Below are 17,475 nucleotides of genomic sequence, written 5' to 3'. Positions count from 1 at the left end.
ATTCCCCCTTGTGCGGCGACTAATTCTCCGGCCGGCGGCCCTCCCAGGCCTGCTGCAGCAATGCGCGGATCGATTGCCGATCGATCGGTCGAGGATTCCAATAGGGGTTCTCGACCGCGATCTGGCTTGCCTTGTCGAGGTCGACTTCGGTCAGGCCGAGATCACGCAGCGCCCGCGGCGCGCCGATCGACTTTGCAAAGTCCCAAAGCCCCCCGCCGACCGGTTCTCCGAAAATCTCTGCCACAGGCTGAAGAAGCTCCGGCACCGCCACGGCATTAAAGGCCGCCGTGTGCGGCAGCATGATCGCATGCGTCTCGGCATGCGGTGTGTCGAAGGTGCCGCCAAGCGTGTGGCAAATCTTGTGATGCAGGGCCATGCCAACCGCTCCGAGCACTGTGCCGCAAAGCCAGGCGCCGTAAAGACCGCCCGCCCGCGCCGTGAGGTCACTCGGCGTCGCGATGATTTCCGGAAGTGCCGCCCGGAAGGCGCGCAAGCCCTCGACAGCCATGAGGGTCGAGATCGGGTTGCGGTCCTGCGCGTAGAGCGCTTCGACAGCATGGGCCATGGCGTTTAGACCCGAGGTCACAGACAAACCAACCGGAAGGCCCGTTGTCAGCGTGGCATCGTAGATCACCACTTCGGGCAGGATCTTGGCATCTTTGACCGTCGTCTTGCGACCACCCTCGGTTTGACCAAGGATCGGCGTGACCTCTGAGCCTGCGTAAGTCGTTGGAATGACGATCTGCGGCAAGTTCGTCCGATAAGCGATGGCCTTGCCGAGCCCCGTCGTCGAGCCGCCGCCGAGCGACACGACGCAATCGGCCCCGCTTTCCCCGACCAGCTTCATTGCCGTCTCGGTGACATCGACAGGCGTGTGCATGACGGCGCCGCTGAACACGCCGACGGCCAGCGGCCCGATCTTCGTAGCCAGTGCCTGCGCGTCAGTCTTCTGCTGTGGCGTGGACAGAACCAAGGCTCTCCGGCAACCGATCTTCGCGATCCAGTTTGCCACCTCTTGGCTAGCCCCTTCGCCGAAAACGATATGGGCCGGGCTGCCGGCATAGTGAAAGGACAGGCTCATTTTGCTTTCTCCGGTCTTGCCCGCACCATCACGAAGGTGAAATCGACCTGCTTTATCTGCGACACGTCTGCGAGAACCGGGCAAAAGTCCAAGACCAGCTCAGGTTTGACGCCGAACAACGCGTCCTCATGGAGATGGGGATCGTTTTGATCATAGACATGCGTGGTGATCGTCTCGAAACCTAAAGCGCGGACCACAAAATGCAGATGCGCCGGCCGATGAAGGGGATAGCCCGCGGCTGCCAGCAAATGTCCGACCGGGCCGTCGTCGGGGACGCTGTATCCTTTCGGCATGACCGTGCGGTAGTTGACGCTTCCGTCGGCATCGGCGTGGAAAAGGCCACGCAGGTTGTGCTCGGGCTGCAGATCCGGCTGCTGGTTCTCATAGAGGCCCTGGGCATTGGCCTGCCAGGTGATGAGCTCGGCCGACGGGATCGGGTGCCCGTCGAGGTCGATGATCCGGGCCGAGACGCAAAGCGGCTCTCCCACGCCATCAAGCGAAATCGAGCTGCCCAGCGGGCGCTCCGGCACATCACTGCGAAAGAATGGGCCGCGGATGGTGTTGGGGGTTGCGCCTTTCGGCCGCCGCGAGTTGATCTCTTCCACGAGCGCCGACGCACCAATCAGGTCGGAGAGCAACACCCACTCCTGACGGCGTTCATCGGAGGCATGGCCGACTTCCGTCAAAAACGCGATCACCCTGCGCCAATCATCCTGGGTGGGCCGGAATTCCTTGATCAGTTCATGCGTGTGCTTGGCGACTGCCGCCATGAGGCGGGGCAACTGGTCGCCCTTGCCGGAGGGCATGCGCTCAGCAAACACGTCGGAGGAAGTGGCTTCACTGAAAATAAGCGCATCGGCTGCCGGCGGCATGCGTCCCTCCCAAGCACTCGCATCGTTGTCAGAGTAACTTAGCAGGCCAGCACTGGCTGATTGATGATTTGATTCAACTTTAATATAACAGATCGTTATGAAGATTGACGAACGTCACCTGATACAGCTCGCCGCTGTGGTCAAGACCGGCGGTGTGACCGAGGGAGCGGCCCTCCTCGGACTCGCGCAGCCGGCCGTCTCGCGCACGTTGTCGATGCTTGAAATGCGTCTCGGCGAGCCATTGTTCATCAAAGGTCGCAGACCGTTGCAGCCGACGTCGCTTGGCCTGTCACTGGCTGAGCAAGGGCTGGTGATGCTGGCCGCGTCCCGGAAAGCGTCGGATCTGGTGGAAAGCTTCCGCGTCGGCAAAAGCGGCGTCGTGCGCGTCGGAGGCACGCCCTTCTTCATGGATGCGCTGATCGCAGGGTTGTGTGCCGAGTTTCAGGTTACACATCCCGATGTTCGGATCGATCAAAGCTATGGCTACTTTCCTGATCTCCGGGCTGCGCTGAAGGCCGACCAGATCGACCTTGCCATCTGCCCGATCGACATTCTCGATGAAGGCTCCGGCTTGGAATTCCAGCAGATCTTGCCGGGGCGCAACGTGATTGCCTGCCGCGTCACGCATCCGCTGCTGCTGAAGCGCCGCCCGCAGCCAAGCCAGCTTCTCGATTATCCCTGGGTCGCCCCGCCGCCTGGCAGTCCGCTGCTCGCCGATCTTCGCGCCCTGCTTCTCTCCTTTGGCGCAACCGAGATCAAAATCCGCTATTCCGGTGGCTCGCTGATGAGCGTGATCAACTATCTCAAGGCGGCCGACGCCCTGACCGTCATGCCGCACAGCGTGGTTTTCGCATTGCGCAAGGAAAAATCCACTGACGATCCCGCATCCGGAGCGAGCGCTGGCAATTCTCACGCGGGCGGACTCGGCGCGATCGCCTGCGGTCGATCAGTTCGCGCAACATATACGCTCCGGATTCGAAAGCCTGCGTCACCTGATCAAGAGGCATGAGGAAGCTGTGGTCTGGGGGCGGTAGCACCTTACCGCTACCGCCATGGTCGGCCATTGGCGACCAATGTGCCCCTGCGACGGTCAACTACCTCGCCGACTCGCCTTCTGGGCCACCGCGGCCGAGCTTGTCAGGAAGTGGCTGCCCCTTTGGCGTGAACTCGAGCGACCCTGAATTTATGCAGAAGCGCTCACCGGTCGGAGGCGGGCCGTCCGGAAAGACGTGGCCCTGGTGCGCACCGCAACGCGCGCAAACGATCTCCGTTCGGACCATGCCGTAGCGGGTATCGCGAATATGCCGCACATGACCCTTCGCGACCGGAGCCGTGAAGCTCGGCCAGCCCGTGCCGCTTTCAAATTTCGCAACAGCCCTGAACAGGGGAAGACCGCACAGGCGGCAGGTATAAAGGCCCTCGCGTCGCTCGTGGAGGAACACGCCACAGAACGGCGCCTCCTCACCATGCTCAAGCAGCAAATGGCGGTCCTCTTCGTTGAGGTCGGCCACAAAATGCTGCATCTGTTCTGAAGTGGGAGGAGTGAGATCGAACTGCAATTCGAGGTCATCACGCATTCCTGGTTCTCCTTGGGTCCCGGCGGATGCCCGGAAACCTTTTTCCGATAGGTTACTGTCACCAACGGGATGGCGCCCTCTGGCGCCGTCCCGATTTGTGTCTACGCCGACCGCAGCGAATGGAACGCAGCTCGGAGTTCGGAGGTGAAGGCTTTCGGCTGCTCCCAGGCAGCAAAGTGCCCGCCCTTGTCGAGCTTGTTGTAGTGGATCAGCTTGGGATAGGCGCGCTGCGTCCAGCTACGCGGAGCCGCATAGATCTCATCCGGAAAGACGCTCACGGCGACCGGGATGGTGACATTCTTGACGGCAAAGAAGGCCAGCTTGTTCTCCCAATAGAGGCGCGCCGACGAGACGGCAGTGTTCGTCAACCAGTAGAGTGTGATGTTGTCGAGGATATCGTCCCGCGTCAGGCCTTCGCTCTTTCCATCGAAGACGCGTGCGATCATCTCGTAGCTGCGGATATCGTGGTCGATCATCCATGCCGCGAGGCCGACTGGCGAGTCCGCGATCCCATAGAGCGTCTGCGGACGGTTCGCCATTTCGAGCGCATAGCCCAGCCCGTGCTTGTAAAAATCGTCCAGCTGATCGTAGGCATGCTGTTCGTCGGGAGAGAGGCCCTTCGGCGGCATACCACCGGGCTGCAGCGCTGCGGCGATATCAGCCGGAACGGTCGCCGGCATGTTGACGTGGATGCCGAGCAGTTCGGGAGGGGCAATCAGAGCCATCTGCTCGGTGACCGCATCCCCCCAATCGCCGCCCTGCGCCACGTACTTCTCATAGCCGAGCCGCTTCATCAACGCGATCCAGGCATGCGCGATGCGGATCGGGTCCCAGCCGGTCGTGGTTGGCTTGCCTGAAAAGCCATAGCCGGGTATCGACGGGATGACCAGGTGGAAGGCATCCGACGCCTTCCCGCCATGCGCCGTCGGGTTCGTCAACGGTTCGATGATCTTCAACTGCTCGATGATTGAGCCCGGCCATCCGTGCGTGACGATGAGCGGCAGTGCATCCTTATGCTTGGAACGAACGTGAATGAAGTGGATGTCCACCCCATCGATCGTGGTGATGAACTGCGGCAGGGCATTCAGCTGCGCTTCGACCTTGCGCCAATCATATTCGTTTGCCCAGTAGCGAGCGAGTTTCTGGGTCGTCGCATACTGTACGCCTTGCGAACTGTCGTTCACCGTTTCCTCTTCCGGCCATCGGGTCGTGTTGATGCGCTGACGCAGATCGGCAAGTTGCGCATCGGAAGCCTTAAACTCGAAGGGGCGGACTGCATTGCTGTCGTCACCCGCTGCGGCGAATGACCCCGGCAGGAGACTAACGGCGCCGGCAACTGCTGCAGATGCAAGCAAGCTACGCCGTGTGACCGATGATGATAGAGCTGACATATCGTCCTCCTATGTGGTCGGTTCATTCGGATGCCTGGCACATTTTCACCGAAGGCCGGGCTTATCCATTGTACGATGTGTCGGCGATACCTCTGCATTGGTTCTCGCCGAGAGCGTTTTCCATCCCTTCAGATAAGGTTGGTCGACACGTCGATATTGCCGCGCGTTGCTTTGGAGTACGGGCAGATCTCATGCGCTGCATGGATGAGTTCTTCGGCGATGTCACGCTCGATACCCGGCAGGCTTACATTGAGGCGCGCGCGCAGGAAGTAGGAACCTCCGTCGGCGTTCAGATCGATTTCGGTATCGATCTCAGGATCGACGGGGAGCTTGATCTTTCTTTGCGCTGCGGCGACCTCGATGGCGCCAATGAAGCAGGCCGACCATGCGGCGCCAAAAAGCCGCTCAGCGGCCGGGTGCGGCTGCGCCAGCCGGAGGTCCAACTCGCCGTCGCTGCTGCGTGTGAAACCGTCGCGACCGCCCTTGTTGTGAGTCTTGCCGGTAAAGAGGAGCTTCTCGGTCATGGTAAAATCCTTTCAGGTTGCGCTTGCTCGTATCCGATTTAATCGGATGCGATCTAAGTAGGTCGACAAAACGGCGCTGTCAATACCATTGCGATTTAATCGGATACGATTTATAGAAGAGGGAACGAAGAGAAACCGAATAGGATCTCCCATGTCCGCATCTAAAACCGCAAAGAGCCTGGTGGTTGAGACGCCTTCCTCCGGCGAGACCGACAGCAAGGGCAACACGCTTTCAAACTTTCTGTGCTTCGCAGTCTACTCGGCAAACCTCGCCTTCGGACGCGCCTATAAGCCGATCCTGGATAAGCTGAACCTGACCTACACCCAGTACATCGCGATGGTTGCCCTGTCAGAGAAGGACGACCAGACTGTGGGAGCTCTCGGCGAAAAGCTCTTCCTGGAATCAAATACGCTGACACCGATACTCAAGAAGCTTGAATCCTTGGGTTATATCCAGCGCAAACGCGATCCTGCTGATGAACGGCAAGTCCGCGTGAGGCTCACCCCCGCCGGACGCAATCTTGTGGAGGCCGAGCCCGGAGCACCGCTGGTCGAAGCCACCGGCCTGGGTGAGGACTTTCCGGTCGTGCAGAAATCCGTGGTGCGGCTGCGCAACAACCTCCTGAAGGTGATAAAGGACGGACCGGCGAAGGATTGATTATTGTCGCTGCCAGTGAGCGTCGATGCGTTCGGCGCCCGCCTCGGCCCTTGGATGCAGCCGTCCAAGTTTCGTTGTTCGCAAAGTGGAAAGAAAGTGCCGTGCTTTTAGCTTGTGCTTCCAGCAATCCGCGACGGACCGTCGAACACAAGATTTCGGCGTGGCGGCAACCCGTAGCGCCGCTGTTTGCGAGCCCCCGCGGTGTAGCCTTGGACAAGGCCTTCGCTGATCGAAAGCCGAGCACCGGAATTGCTCGAGGCGTTGTAAAAAATAACATGACCGATCGAACGCCACCCGAACTGGCCGACGCCCGCGCGATTCCGACGGCATCCCTTCTACCGCAATGAGGCCAAGGGAAGGTCATTTGCCTCCATCATCTCGGCCGCCTTGGCGTATCCGCCACCCATGCCGTCGAGAAAGTGCAGATGCGAATCCGGCTTTCCCGATGGCACAAAGCAGGTCATGAGCGCGTGGGACTGGCGGTGCAGTCCGAAGTTCACCTCGCCGCGCGCCTTTGCCGCAACCAGGATGGCTTCGACAGTTTCGATCTGTTCGCGCGTGCAATCCAGCGTGAGACGCAGGCCATCGTCATATTTGCGGAAGTCCGAGTTGGAGGCGACCGCCGGCCAGGCTTCGAGATCGACTGTCCTGGCGCTGTCCTTGGCGATGGCGGTATTCCGCGACAAGGGTTGGGCCTGCCGCGTTCCGGCGTCGAGAACGGAAAGCACGCACTTTGCCAGCGACGCGAAGGCTTCCGGGCTCCTGTCTTCGTATGGCTCCACCAGCAGCGAGAGGATCTCGCCCCGCTGGCTGAGAAACGGCTCCCAATCGCAGCTCAGGCCGGTCAGATCGGGCTTGGTCGTGTAGCTGCCTGGCTTCACCAGGTATCGCCCGTTCTTGATTTGCCGCTCGGCCCATTTCAGGCCACCGCCGGCAAACATCGCATAGGTCGCGTTTTCAGAGGCGGCGTAGCGGGCAATGCGCACGTCGCGTCCATTGGCACGTATTTCGCCCACCGTCAGCAAGCCGGCCCGAAGAGCAAGATCGAGATTGGCCTTCGCAAAGGCGCTCACCTGCCGCAGCGCGGAAGTCGCGGTCATGATCCCCTGGGGCGGCAGCGCGAATGCGGCTCCGTCGCCGCGGAATACGAAGGGAAAATCGAAGTCGCCCCACGCGTTTCCGACCGCAGCGATCACCGACGCACCAGCGTAGTTGACGTCTTCGTAGCGCCCCGACTTGATCGCCGACGTGGAGCCGACGACATCCGTTATTCCGACCAGCCAATCATCGGGTAACGCCTCATAGATAGTGGGATCGAGCACTCGCGAAAACTCGCTATAGGCCCGGGGCGTGTTTGGATGATCGCTACGCATCGAGCGTCCACCGGCCTGCATGGCGGTAATCGCCGATTGCATCGACTGCCTGAACCTGGTCTCGCCGGACATAGCGACGTCCTTTCCGCCAATTTAATTCGCGCCCGAATAACTCGGATGCGCTTAAATACGCGAACCGCATCGCAACGTCAATATCTTTGCGATTTAATCGGATGCGATTTATGAACAAGGATGGGAGCGGCCGGATCACGCTTCGCATGACTGAATCGTGAGAACCGAGGTCTGCGAATGGCGACCTCGTGGTTTGTAGACAGCGGTAGAAGGACGCATCATACGAAAGAGGGTCGCAGGCAAACAGCAGTATGCGGTTCAAGCCCGACATTCCCCAAAAGGCTCATAGCTGGAATCCGCGCAATAGGCGGCCGCTCCCAAAGTACATGTGGATTACCGTATGTGATAAATTCCATGTTTCAGTGCTTCAGGTAGCATGCGCTTGGATGATTACATTTCCTAGTCATCAAGAGGTCACTGCAAAACTCACATCGTCTGTTTTGCGGTGACCTCGCCAAAATCTCCAAGCGACCGACACCTAGAGATGCCTTCAAAGGCTGGTCGCAATGCCGCCATCCACATAGAGCATCTGACCGGACGCTACGGCGTGTGACAGGCCGAAGCCTTGCAACGCATCGCCCGGGTACCCATCTTATGGCGGTCACCCGAAAAATTCGAACATGACATGGTCGACGCACCGCGCGTCGCATCTTGGTGCGTTTCCTCCGATCCGCGTGATGGAAACCGAGGCCGCCATGTCAAGAATGCCACCATGCGGCAAAGGACTTCAATTGAACAAACCCAATACTTTCGCCGCACCAGCGGCGAGCCCGCGCGAGCGCGATGACGCCGCTCGCTGCCGGGACAAGAACTGGAAACCTTACCCCTGCCTTCTCACGCGTCGTGAACTGCAGGAACTGATCGCCCAGCAGCTTGGCTGAGAGGCAAACCACTGAACCTCAGGAACAAGGAGAAAAAGATGCAGGTCATTGTCAGAGACAACAACGTCGAACAGGCCATGCGTGCATTGAAGAAGAAGATGCAGCGTGAGGGTCTGTTCCGCGAAATGAAGGAACGCCGAGCCTACGAGAAGCCGTCCGAGAGACGAGTGCGTGAACGGGCACAGGCAATCGCCAGGCAGCGCAAGGCGGCCCGCAAGAGGTTGCAGCGCGAAGGCCTCTTGGCCTCCCCCAAGCGGCGCTCATCCAGCCGATAACGTGTCGCGACTATTGTCGCCGGGTGTCCTCGTCGGGAGCTCCATCCCGAGAAAGGTCAATTATGGAAGAACTGCATAGCCTGACTGTTTCCGATGAACGTCTCGAGGACTGCCGGGACGTGATCGAGCCGGATCTTCAGGATCTGATCCGTACGACAATCGCCTCCGGCTTTACCGCCGAAGAGGTTCTGATCGCAATCAGCGAACTCGTGGCGGAGGACTACGCCGTAACGGCCAAACTGCCAAGCGTGCACTGATTGGCCCGCGCCGGCCGGTCGACAATCGCCCAGGGATCAACATGGCGAGGCACGGTCTCATGCCGGCGCAGGTGTTGATCGGCTCCGACGAACACCTACATCCCGCTTATGGTTTGTTGGCAAGAGGAGGTTCATCATGAACACTATCAGCCATGCAACCGAACCAAGGTGGGCTGCGCCCGTGGCTATACGGATTGGAGCACGCCCCTGTGAGCATATCCACGGTCCTGCCGAAGCAGTTGACTATCTGGAGCACAGGTGGCCGATCCAAAACAGCATCCACCTTGAAGCCGCCAAGCGCAGATGCGTGGAAGCCATGAATTATCTCGCGCACCTGGAAGCCGCACGAGACGCTTTCGTCGCAGCTGCCGTAGAGGCCGAGGTCCTGGCATGACTTGCGTCGGGGCGAAGGCCGCTAGATTTGGCCGCCTTCGCCCAACGACACGCAAGTCCCGTCCGCACGCCCAAGCAAACCTACGCGTCTTGCAGTAACGGGCTCAGCCACTTCAGTCGGCCCAAAAGCTGCCCCGACGATCTAATGCGTTGTGACGGACTTCGCAGAACGCGCGCGACGGGGCTTGTCTCCGGGAGCTGCGGTTATCGCGATCGCAGCCACTTTTGTCTTCTTCCCGGCTTGTTTTTCAGCTGCGGATTTCGTCGCAGCTCGCGGCTTTGCCGATTTCGCCTTGGCCGTCGACTTTGTCGAAGCACGGCCAGGTGAACCATCGGCTCGCTCGCCGAATTCCTTGAAGGCTGCCAGCCAATGCTTCATATCCTGACCGTGGGGGCGTCCCTCCTGCTCCCAGATCTCATAGGCGCGGCGGCGGATTTTCTCTTCATGCTCTTTCATGTCAAGGATCCTACTCTTCGTTGCAACCCGATCTTAATTGGCGCAAGCGGTCCAATAGGCAATGGAGACACCGGCGTCGATTGATCGAAAGAAGCCGGCCGCGGCGGCGAACTAAAGCAGCGATTGTCTTTTCCGAAATGCCTCTATCTACCCCCGCGCGAACGACTTAAAGCAGGAAGGAAAGCGAGATGAAACGCCTATCGATTTTGCTTCTTCTGGCAGGAGTGACGATTGCCGGATGCACGCCGACCGAGCAGGGCGCGGGAATTGGTGCGGCCTCGGGCGCGGTCATTGGCGGTGTGGCGACCGGCAATGTGCGCGGTGCCGCCGTGGGTGCCGCCATAGGTGGCGTCGCTGGCGCGGTTATCGGCAACGTCGCAGGGCAGCCTGGTCAGTGCTACTACCGGGATCGTTACGGCCGGCGATATGTCGCCGCCTGCCCGCGCTGAGCATACTCTACGGCGCGCCAAACGCGAGGCTGATGCTTGGCGTGCTGGCGTCCCGCATTGCGCTCAGCCTTGAGCGCGAAAGATCGCGACCGCGGCGGCAACAAGCTCGGCATTGTTCGCTGCGATCGCCCCGTCGGGAAGAAGCTTTCCATCTTCGAGGCCGACGCGCGTGGAATAACGCTGCTCTTTGGCCAGTTGCAAGAAGGGCCAAACGGTGGCGTCGAAACCATGCATCAGGATGGGCCGCTGCACATTGGCACGCTGAAGCGTATCGACGATCCCCTTGGCGACATCGCGAGCGGCTTGCAGCTCCTGCTCGTTGTCGAGCTCAATGAGTATGCGCAACACCCGCTCATGTGCTTCAAGGCGAATGTATCGTTCCGCGTCCGCGACTGATGCCAGCCCAACTTCGATCCCAATTCCCTTTTCGCGAAGTAATGTCATGACGGCCGGGGCATTGCTTTCCGAAAGGTTCACTGACGCGTAATCGGGCAAGACACTCCACTGACGAATGGCCTCCAGGGTTCGCAGCTCGTCACCTTCAATCCAGGCACCGGTTGAGACGCCCACGAGAGAGCCCGGGCACGTGCGCCGAACCGCATCGATCGTCTCATCGACTGCTATAAGCCTTTCTTTTCCGTCAGCAGCACGCGGGTGAAAATGGAGTTCCGCGGCGCCGGCAGCGACGACAGCAGCAGCGTCCCTTGCGATTGCCTCAGGCGTCAGAGGCAATCGCGGATGGTAATCGGTTGGCCGCGCGCCATTGATGCAGGCTTGAACGATCACAGCGGATGTTTCCTTATTGCCCCGTCGCAGTTGACATCATGCTGCCTGTTTTGGTGGCTGATACCGATAGTGTCTTCATAAGCGGCCAAAAGACCATCTGAAAATCAGCTCTTCATGAGCACCCGCGCCTGCACCGGTTGCTGTATCCCCTTGAGCAAGAGCAGGCGGGCCTCGGCCCCCGCGGTAAGATGCGCAGCCTGAGCGGCGGTCTCCGGCGATATGATGATCTCGTCAGCGCGGGCCTGAGATTCCAGCCGCGCGGCCAAGTTAACGGCCCCACCGATCGCGGTAAAATCGCTGCGGAAGCTCGAAAACTCACCGATCTCGACCTCGCCGCTGTGAATACCGACACCGACACCCAACCTGTGATCGGCGTCAAGGCTGTCGAGCGCGGCCGCGCAGCGTCGCTGTATGTCCATTGCCGCCATAACCGCTGCGGCAGCGTGATCCTTCCGCATGATCGGAAAATTGAAGATCGCCATCAGACCGTCGCCCATTTGCTTGTTGACGATGCCGTCGTGAGCCCAGATCGCCTGCGCACACCGGTCCTGGAACAGGCTGACAATGTCGCTCAATCTGACTGGTTCAATCTGTTCCGAAAGGGCTGTGAACCCTCTGATGTCAGCAAACAGGATGGTGGCGCTGGCAGTGATCTGGCGCTTCTTCTTGACGTAGCGAAACGACCGCTCGCAAATCGTGCAAATATTCGGGTTCATCTTGCTGCGGGTGACGCCAAATATGCGGAACGGAAGCGCAAGCGCGCCCCGGATCGGAATGGGCACGTGCATTTGATCCCAGCACCCCCGGCAAATCCTGGCGTCGCCGTGACTGACCGGGTCTATCGGATGGGAGGCCGTTGTCATGATCCGCGATCCCTCCAGCAGAAAGGCCGGCTGTTGCCCGGCTCAAAAACAAACTTCTAATATTCGCCTGCAGTTGGCAACTCTTGGCGGTGCCCGAAGAAAAGCGGGATCGGAATTGGCTCTCGAGCTAAATGTTGGATCCATGCAACTATAATGCGGTTTCGGTTTGGCTCATCCCTACGAGCTGCGCCGACAATAGCAAGGTTGTTGGCTTCGGTTGTTCCTGAGGTGAAAGTGATCTCGGCCGGTGAGGCGCCGATCAAATTGGCAACGGATTGGCGACCAGCTGCTATTGTCCAGGCTGCGCGCTCACCCGCGAGGTTCGGCGAGCCTGCATTTCCAGGGTTCGTCCATGCCACAAGCATCGCCTCTCGGGCTTCCGGTGCAAGCGGGAGAGTTGCAAGCCATCAAGATATATCGCGTTCGTCATTTGGGAGCTCATTAAAGCCTTGAGATGTCCGGTTCTGGAGAACCCTGCCATTCAAGTCTCCATGTCCCGCCTTGGCGCAGGTTTTGGACCAGTGAGGGATGGAACGCCACGAGGCATACGCCCCCCGATGATCTCACGGAAGGATAGATCAGACCCGGACTGTCCTTCTCTTTGCGAAGCCATCTGGCCAGTGCCTGTCCAGCGGGATATGCGACGGCCGGGTCGGCGCTCAAACTATCGTCACTCGAAAAACCATCGCCGCGAAGGTCGTGAAAATGCCCAACAAAGTCAGAGATCAATTCTGCGTAGTCCGTGACGTTCTCGAAGCGGTTGATCGCCTCGAGTTCTCTGGTCAGATGAAAAGCGACCTCGGCTAGAGCCGTTTCCACCAAAAATGCGCAGTACCAGGCACCGCGCTCGTCATCGTTGAACCGGTTTCCGCCGGGGCGTGTATATGTAAACGCGGCATTGATGAAGGTATGGCCGGGACGGCCAAAGACGAGTTCTTTTGGATCGAGGTCCAACAGGCCACCTTCCTGGGCTTGGAGGCGGCCGCTGGTAGCACCCTCCAACTCGGCCAGGTCCTCCATGGCGCCATGATTTGGCGCGAGAGCCAGCAATACTGGTTCCTTCAGCCTAGCGGTCGATATAAGGCGGACTGTATCTCGCTGGACAATATCCGTGCGAGCCGGCTCGATCACAGCCCACCGCGCAACGCGTCAACGTGGCGTCGCACAAGAAGCAGCTTTGGGATACCGCCCTCGATCATCACGTCAATTGGCCGGCGCCCTTCGAAAAGCGGTCCCTTGTTTGGAAGTTTCACCCATTCGTCGGCGAGTGGTTCAGAGAAAAGCAGTCGGAGGGCTTTGAAGATGCCTATCAAGGCGCTGACCCTGGTCAACGTATCTTGAGACAGGCTCCCGCTCCATTCGCCCTTTTTCATTCTGAACCAAGTGCGCTCTGACACGTCACCCATGAGGGCGCAGACCTCGGCGCTGGTTAAGCGCCATATCTCGGCCAGTCGAACAACACCCGACACTGCTGCCGGTGTCAGCCGTTCGCGGGCTCCTTCATCGCCTAGATTCACGGGCGACAGTGGCACCCCATTATCACGAATTGCTTGTGCTACGACCATGGCAATCTCCATCTGACAGTCAATATACTGCCAATTGGCAGGATTTCAAACTTATAAAGCGGCGTAATCAAGCGGGTTCGATGTTTGTCCCTGACATGCCGCGCTGGTTGGGATGATCGTAGCTAAGATATTGATACGGGAGTTGCATCTCACCTTTCCGCGGACCTGCTCGAATGGCGATTTTTCGGCTGATGAACGCTTGTGGGACGGCAGCGCCTGCTGCCATTTGCACATGACTCCGCTTCAACGCTCGTCTCTTTTCCTTGCAAAAAACTGCACTTTATGTTAATGACTGTCCAGTCAGTCATATCTTGGTGCAAAGGCAATGGCAGAAAAAAAGCGAGAAAGACGAGATCCGGAGCAGCGGAGAGCCGAGATCCTGGCGGCGGCCTTTGCCTGTTTTGCAGAGCGCGGTTTCGCCGCGACACGGATGGAGGATGTCGCAGCCCGTGCGGGCATCGCCAAAGGCACGGTCTACCTGCATTTCCCTGATAAGGAGCGGTTGTTCATCGAACTCGTGTCCGGTGTTGCCTCCCCGATCCTCGGGGAAGTGGGCGGCATGGTGCAGAAGGAGACGATCCCGGCACGTACCGCCGTGTCGATGTTCTATGCGCTCTTCAAGCGCGAGGTTTTGGAGACGGAGCGCCGGCACTTGCTGCGGCTGATCCTCGCCGAGGGTCCGATGTTCCCCGTTGTGACCGAATTCTATTACCGCGAGATCATCACCAAAGGCGTCGCGATCGTGCGTGTCCTGCTTGCCCGTGCCGCTGCGCGCGGCGAGCTACGCAATCCCGCCGTGGTCGACGTCCCGCAACTGGTCATGGCGCCGGCCTTGATGTCGATCATTTGGACGACGCTGTTCGAAGGCTACGAGCATCTCGACACGCAGAAACTCTTCGACACGTTTCTCGACACGCTCTTCGTGCCGGAAGGAGGCGCGATATGAAACGAATCCTCATCGTCGTTATCGTAGCCGGCGCGGCGCTTGCCGCCCTGCCTTTCCTGTTTTCCGACAAATCCCAGCGCGCCTACCAAGGCTGGATCGAGGCTGACACGCTGTTCATCGGCGCTGAAAACGGCGGCCGCCTGGTCAAGCTCGATGTCGCTGAAGGCCAGGCAATTGCGCCCGGTGCGCCGCTCTTCAGTTTGGACTCGCAGAGCGAGGAGGCCGCAGTCGGCGCCGCACGCGCTTCGCTCGCCCGCCTGCAGGCCGAACTGGAGCTCGCCGAAGCCAAGCAAAAGCGGCCGGAAGAAATAGACATGCTGCGCGCCAGCGAACGGGAGGCGATCGCCCGACTTGAGCTTGCCGCACAGGATCTCGATCGCACCCGCGTCCTGGTCGAGCGCGGCACCGCAACAAAGGCAAACCTCGACACGGCGACGGCCACCGAAGCCGCTAACCGTGCCGTCCTTGACAATGTCCGCAGCCAGATTACGCTCGCCAACCTGCCGGCCCGCATTGAGACGCTGCGCCAATCGAGGGAGGCTGTTTCAGCCGCAAAGGCCGATCTCGCCTCTGCAGAAGCAGCGCTCACCCGCCGCTTCGTCTCGGCTCCGGCAACAGGCAGCATCGAGACCGTCTATTACCGCACGGGTGAGGTCGTGCCCGCCGGCCGGCCGATCGTGGCCCTCCTGCCGCCAGAGAACATCCGCATCCGCTTCTTCGTGCCTGAAACCGAGATTGCGCTGTTTTCGCTTGGTCAGTCGATCCGCGTCGCCTGTAACGCGTGCATGCCCACCGATGCGAAGATCAGCTTCATCGCAAAGAACGCCGAGTATACGCCACCGGTAATCTACAGCCTCGAAGAGCGTGCCAAACTCGTCTACCGCGTCGAGGCGATCCCCGCCGATCCAAAGGTGTTGCGCCCCGGCCAGCCGGTGGATGTCACTGCAGGAGCCCGTCCATGAGCGACACGGCAATGGCCATCGACGCGCCCGGGACCGTGATCGACGTCCATCACCTCACCAAGAGTTTCGGCAGCAGAAAGGTAGTCGATGACCTGTCGATGTCGGTCAAGAAGGGCCGCATTCACGGCTTTCTCGGCCCCAACGGTTCCGGCAAGACCACGACGATCCGCATGCTTTGCGGCCTGCTGACGCCCGACAGCGGCGATGGCACCTGCCTCGGCTTCGACATCCTGACCGAGAGCGATCGCATCCGCCGCCGCGTCGGCTACATGACGCAGAAATTCTCGCTCTATCAGGACCTGTCGATCCGGGAGAATCTGGAATTCGTCGCCCGCGTCTACGGCCTGCCTGATGCCCGCGGCAAAGCAAGCGCCGCCATTGAGCGCCTCGGCTTGAAAGGCCGTGAACAGCAGTTGGCAGGGGAGCTATCGGGCGGCTGGAAGCAGCGCCTTGCGCTCGGTGCCTGCATCCTGCCTGAACCGGCGCTGCTCCTCCTCGACGAGCCGACGGCCGGCGTCGATCCCAAGGCCCGCCGGGATTTTTGGAACGAGATTCACGCGCTTGCCGCCGACGGTCTCTCGGTGCTGGTGTCCACCCATTACATGGACGAGGCAGAGCGTTGCCATGAGATCGCCTATATCGCCTATGGCAAACTGTTGGCGCAGGGAACGGTGGACGAAGTCATCGCCGGCACCGGCCTCGTGACGTGGACCGTCTCCGGCGCGGAGGTGCATCGCCTCCAATCCGAACTCGAGAACGAGCCGGGCGTGGACATGATCGCGCCGTTCGGGACGAGCCTGCATGTTGCCGGCCGCGATCCCCAGGCGCTTGAGAAGGCAATCGCGCCTTACCAGGAACGGTCCGATCTCAAATGGCAAAGGGGCGAGGCAACGCTGGAGGATGCTTTCATCGATCTGATGCGCCGCTCGGAGGACAATTTTCAATGACGACCACAGTGGCAAATGGCAATGGCGGCTCTTTCGGGCGTTTCTGGGCGATGACCGTCAAGGAATTCATCCAGATGACGCGCGACCGCATAACGCTGGCGACGATGGTCGCCTTGCCGATCATGCAGCTGTTCCTGTTCGGCTTTGCGATCAACACGACGCCGCACAACCTGCCGACCGCAGTGCTGATGCGCGAGAATACCGATGTCGGCCGATCCATCTTGGCGGCCCTTCAAAACACAGATTTTTTCCAGATCCGTTCGGTCGTGACGCGCGCCGAGGACATGGATTCGATTCTGCAATCCGGCAGGGCACTGTTCGTGGTGGAAATTCCCGAGGGATTCGAACGCTCGCTTCGCCGCGGCGATACGCCCTCGCTGCTGGTCGCGGCCGACGCCACCGATCCGGTCGCGTCGAGTTCGGCGCTCGGTGCGCTTACCGGCATCGTGGCGTCGGCTCTCGCCAACGACCGCCAGGTCGAATTTTCCGAACCGACCAAGCCCGCCTTCTCCATCGTCCAGCACCGTCGCTATAATCCAGCCGGTTCATCGACCCTGAATATCGTGCCCGGCCTGCTCGGCACGATCCTGACGATGACGCTCTTGATCTTCACGGCTCTCTCGGTCACGCGCGAGGTGGAACGCGGTACGATGGAGAACCTGCTCTCCATGCCGATCAAACCGCTGGAAATCATGCTGGGCAAGATCGCGCCCTATGTGCTGATCGGCCTCATCCAGTCGTTGTTGATCATCGGCGCTGGCCTGCTTGTCTTCCACGTCCCAATCCTCGGTGGTCCGGCCTCGCTCGCGGCAGCGACCACGCTCTTCGTCATCACCAACCTCTCGATCGGCTACACTTTCTCGACGATCGCGGCCAATCAGTTGCAGGCCATGCAGATGGCGATGATGTTCTTCCTGCCGAATATCCTGCTGTCGGGCTTCATGTTCCCGTTCGCCGGCATGCCGACATGGGCGCAATGGATCGGTGAGGCCCTGCCGCTGACCCACTATATCAGGATCGTCCGGGCGATCATGCTGAAGGGCGCCAATATCCAGACCCTTGCCTATGACGCGATCGCCCTCGCCTGCCTGATGGCGGTTGCCATGCTCATCGCCGTCCGCCGCTTCCGCAGGACATTGGATTAGT

22 protein-coding genes and 1 pseudogene are annotated in these 17,475 nt (G+C 60.0%); 11 read left to right on the top strand and 12 right to left on the bottom strand.

Going from position 1 to position 17,475, the window contains the following annotated elements:
• Nucleotides 1-19: 19 nt before the first annotated feature.
• A complete protein-coding gene (locus BSG20_RS09780; protein ID WP_072374199.1) occupies nucleotides 20-1,081 on the bottom strand; it encodes a maleylacetate reductase in 1,062 nt (353 codons plus the stop codon).
• Entirely contained in the window at nucleotides 1,078-1,953 is an 876-nt protein-coding gene (locus tag BSG20_RS09775; RefSeq protein ID WP_072374196.1) for a dioxygenase family protein, read from the bottom strand. The genes BSG20_RS09780 and BSG20_RS09775 overlap by 4 nt, the downstream gene beginning before the upstream one ends.
• A gap of 97 nt (nucleotides 1,954-2,050) precedes the next feature.
• On the opposite strand from BSG20_RS09775, the pseudogene BSG20_RS09770 reads away from it, so the two are divergent.
• Nucleotides 2,051-2,987, top strand: a pseudogene (locus BSG20_RS09770) (LysR family transcriptional regulator).
• Nucleotides 2,988-3,047: 60 nt separating this feature from the next.
• Here the strand turns inward: BSG20_RS09770 and msrB are convergent.
• The 3 genes from msrB to BSG20_RS09755 form a co-directional block, all read right to left on the bottom strand.
• On the bottom strand, nucleotides 3,048-3,530 hold the full coding sequence (msrB, locus tag BSG20_RS09765; RefSeq protein ID WP_072374193.1) for a peptide-methionine (R)-S-oxide reductase MsrB: 483 nt from the start codon (nucleotides 3,528-3,530) through the stop codon (nucleotides 3,048-3,050).
• Nucleotides 3,531-3,631: 101 nt separating this feature from the next.
• A complete protein-coding gene (locus BSG20_RS09760; RefSeq protein ID WP_072374190.1) occupies nucleotides 3,632-4,921 on the bottom strand; it encodes an epoxide hydrolase family protein in 1,290 nt (429 codons plus the stop codon).
• Nucleotides 4,922-5,049: 128 nt separating this feature from the next.
• On the bottom strand, nucleotides 5,050-5,445 hold the full coding sequence (locus BSG20_RS09755; protein ID WP_072374187.1) for an organic hydroperoxide resistance protein: 396 nt from the start codon (nucleotides 5,443-5,445) through the stop codon (nucleotides 5,050-5,052).
• Nucleotides 5,446-5,596: 151 nt separating this feature from the next.
• Between BSG20_RS09755 and BSG20_RS09750 the strand changes: the two genes are divergently transcribed.
• Nucleotides 5,597-6,103, top strand: coding sequence for a MarR family winged helix-turn-helix transcriptional regulator (locus BSG20_RS09750; RefSeq protein WP_072374184.1), 507 nt, complete (start codon nucleotides 5,597-5,599; stop codon nucleotides 6,101-6,103).
• 335 nt (nucleotides 6,104-6,438) lie between these two features.
• Here BSG20_RS09750 and BSG20_RS09745 read toward each other — a convergent pair whose 3' ends face one another.
• The gene (locus tag BSG20_RS09745) at nucleotides 6,439-7,476 is read right to left on the bottom strand and encodes a DUF3095 family protein (protein WP_072374613.1); all 1,038 of its coding nucleotides are present in this window, start codon (nucleotides 7,474-7,476) and stop codon (nucleotides 6,439-6,441) included.
• Between the two features lie 803 nt (nucleotides 7,477-8,279).
• Between BSG20_RS09745 and BSG20_RS36385 the strand changes: the two genes are divergently transcribed.
• The 4 genes from BSG20_RS36385 (at nucleotide 8,280) to BSG20_RS09725 (ending at nucleotide 9,355) form a co-directional block, all read left to right on the top strand.
• Complete coding sequence (locus tag BSG20_RS36385; RefSeq protein WP_167371555.1) at nucleotides 8,280-8,429, top strand: hypothetical protein; 150 nt, start codon at nucleotides 8,280-8,282, stop codon at nucleotides 8,427-8,429.
• A 38-nt stretch (nucleotides 8,430-8,467) separates the two neighbouring features.
• Complete coding sequence (gene rpsU, locus BSG20_RS09735; RefSeq protein ID WP_072374178.1) at nucleotides 8,468-8,704, top strand: 30S ribosomal protein S21; 237 nt, start codon at nucleotides 8,468-8,470, stop codon at nucleotides 8,702-8,704.
• A 62-nt stretch (nucleotides 8,705-8,766) separates the two neighbouring features.
• Nucleotides 8,767-8,961 carry a hypothetical protein gene (locus BSG20_RS09730; RefSeq protein WP_072374175.1) on the top strand — a complete coding sequence of 65 codons (195 nt, stop codon included), beginning with the start codon at nucleotides 8,767-8,769 and terminating at the stop codon, nucleotides 8,959-8,961.
• A 136-nt stretch (nucleotides 8,962-9,097) separates the two neighbouring features.
• Nucleotides 9,098-9,355 (top strand): DUF982 domain-containing protein, encoded by a 258-nt coding sequence (locus BSG20_RS09725; RefSeq protein WP_072374172.1) that lies wholly within the window; start codon nucleotides 9,098-9,100, stop codon nucleotides 9,353-9,355.
• Between the two features lie 141 nt (nucleotides 9,356-9,496).
• On the opposite strand, the gene BSG20_RS09720 is transcribed toward BSG20_RS09725, so the two are convergent.
• Entirely contained in the window at nucleotides 9,497-9,811 is a 315-nt protein-coding gene (locus BSG20_RS09720; RefSeq protein ID WP_072374169.1) for a DUF2934 domain-containing protein, read from the bottom strand.
• Between the two features lie 188 nt (nucleotides 9,812-9,999).
• Between BSG20_RS09720 and BSG20_RS09715 the strand changes: the two genes are divergently transcribed.
• Nucleotides 10,000-10,260 carry a YMGG-like glycine zipper-containing protein gene (locus BSG20_RS09715; protein WP_024316101.1) on the top strand — a complete coding sequence of 87 codons (261 nt, stop codon included), beginning with the start codon at nucleotides 10,000-10,002 and terminating at the stop codon, nucleotides 10,258-10,260.
• A gap of 63 nt (nucleotides 10,261-10,323) precedes the next feature.
• Here the strand turns inward: BSG20_RS09715 and BSG20_RS09710 are convergent, their stop codons facing one another.
• From BSG20_RS09710 to BSG20_RS37315, 5 genes are all read right to left on the bottom strand, one after another.
• Entirely contained in the window at nucleotides 10,324-11,046 is a 723-nt protein-coding gene (locus BSG20_RS09710) for a 3-keto-5-aminohexanoate cleavage protein (RefSeq protein WP_072374166.1), read from the bottom strand.
• Nucleotides 11,047-11,150: 104 nt separating this feature from the next.
• Nucleotides 11,151-11,909: an adenylate/guanylate cyclase domain-containing protein gene (locus BSG20_RS09705; protein ID WP_072374164.1), complete on the bottom strand. Its 759-nt coding sequence runs from the start codon at nucleotides 11,907-11,909 to the stop codon at nucleotides 11,151-11,153.
• A gap of 56 nt (nucleotides 11,910-11,965) precedes the next feature.
• The gene (locus BSG20_RS38800) at nucleotides 11,966-12,274 is read right to left on the bottom strand and encodes an aminotransferase class V-fold PLP-dependent enzyme (protein WP_072374161.1); all 309 of its coding nucleotides are present in this window, start codon (nucleotides 12,272-12,274) and stop codon (nucleotides 11,966-11,968) included.
• Between the two features lie 76 nt (nucleotides 12,275-12,350).
• Nucleotides 12,351-12,929: an RES family NAD+ phosphorylase gene (locus BSG20_RS09700; protein ID WP_244551809.1), complete on the bottom strand. Its 579-nt coding sequence runs from the start codon at nucleotides 12,927-12,929 to the stop codon at nucleotides 12,351-12,353.
• Nucleotides 12,930-13,036: 107 nt separating this feature from the next.
• The gene (locus tag BSG20_RS37315) at nucleotides 13,037-13,474 is read right to left on the bottom strand and encodes an MbcA/ParS/Xre antitoxin family protein (RefSeq protein WP_083539895.1); all 438 of its coding nucleotides are present in this window, start codon (nucleotides 13,472-13,474) and stop codon (nucleotides 13,037-13,039) included.
• Between the two features lie 325 nt (nucleotides 13,475-13,799).
• Here BSG20_RS37315 and BSG20_RS09690 point away from each other — a divergent pair, with 325 nt between their 5' ends.
• From BSG20_RS09690 to BSG20_RS09675, 4 genes are read left to right on the top strand one after another with little or no spacing between them, the layout of a single operon-like run.
• Complete coding sequence (locus tag BSG20_RS09690) at nucleotides 13,800-14,420, top strand: TetR/AcrR family transcriptional regulator (protein WP_072374152.1); 621 nt, start codon at nucleotides 13,800-13,802, stop codon at nucleotides 14,418-14,420.
• Nucleotides 14,417-15,382 (top strand): HlyD family secretion protein, encoded by a 966-nt coding sequence (locus BSG20_RS09685; protein WP_072374149.1) that lies wholly within the window; start codon nucleotides 14,417-14,419, stop codon nucleotides 15,380-15,382. Before BSG20_RS09690 ends, BSG20_RS09685 begins: the two co-directional genes overlap by 4 nt.
• Nucleotides 15,379-16,329 carry an ABC transporter ATP-binding protein gene (locus BSG20_RS09680; protein ID WP_072374146.1) on the top strand — a complete coding sequence of 317 codons (951 nt, stop codon included), beginning with the start codon at nucleotides 15,379-15,381 and terminating at the stop codon, nucleotides 16,327-16,329. The genes BSG20_RS09685 and BSG20_RS09680 overlap by 4 nt, the downstream gene beginning before the upstream one ends.
• Nucleotides 16,326-17,474, top strand: a complete 1,149-nt coding sequence (locus tag BSG20_RS09675) for an ABC transporter permease (protein ID WP_072374143.1) — start codon at nucleotides 16,326-16,328, stop codon at nucleotides 17,472-17,474. Before BSG20_RS09680 ends, BSG20_RS09675 begins: the two co-directional genes overlap by 4 nt.
• Nucleotide 17,475: the final 1 nt, after the last annotated feature.

Source organism: Rhizobium tibeticum, assembly GCF_900110205.1.
In the GTDB taxonomy this organism is placed as follows: domain Bacteria; phylum Pseudomonadota; class Alphaproteobacteria; order Rhizobiales; family Rhizobiaceae; genus Rhizobium; species Rhizobium tibeticum.
This window is presented reverse-complemented; position numbering and strand designations above follow the sequence as displayed.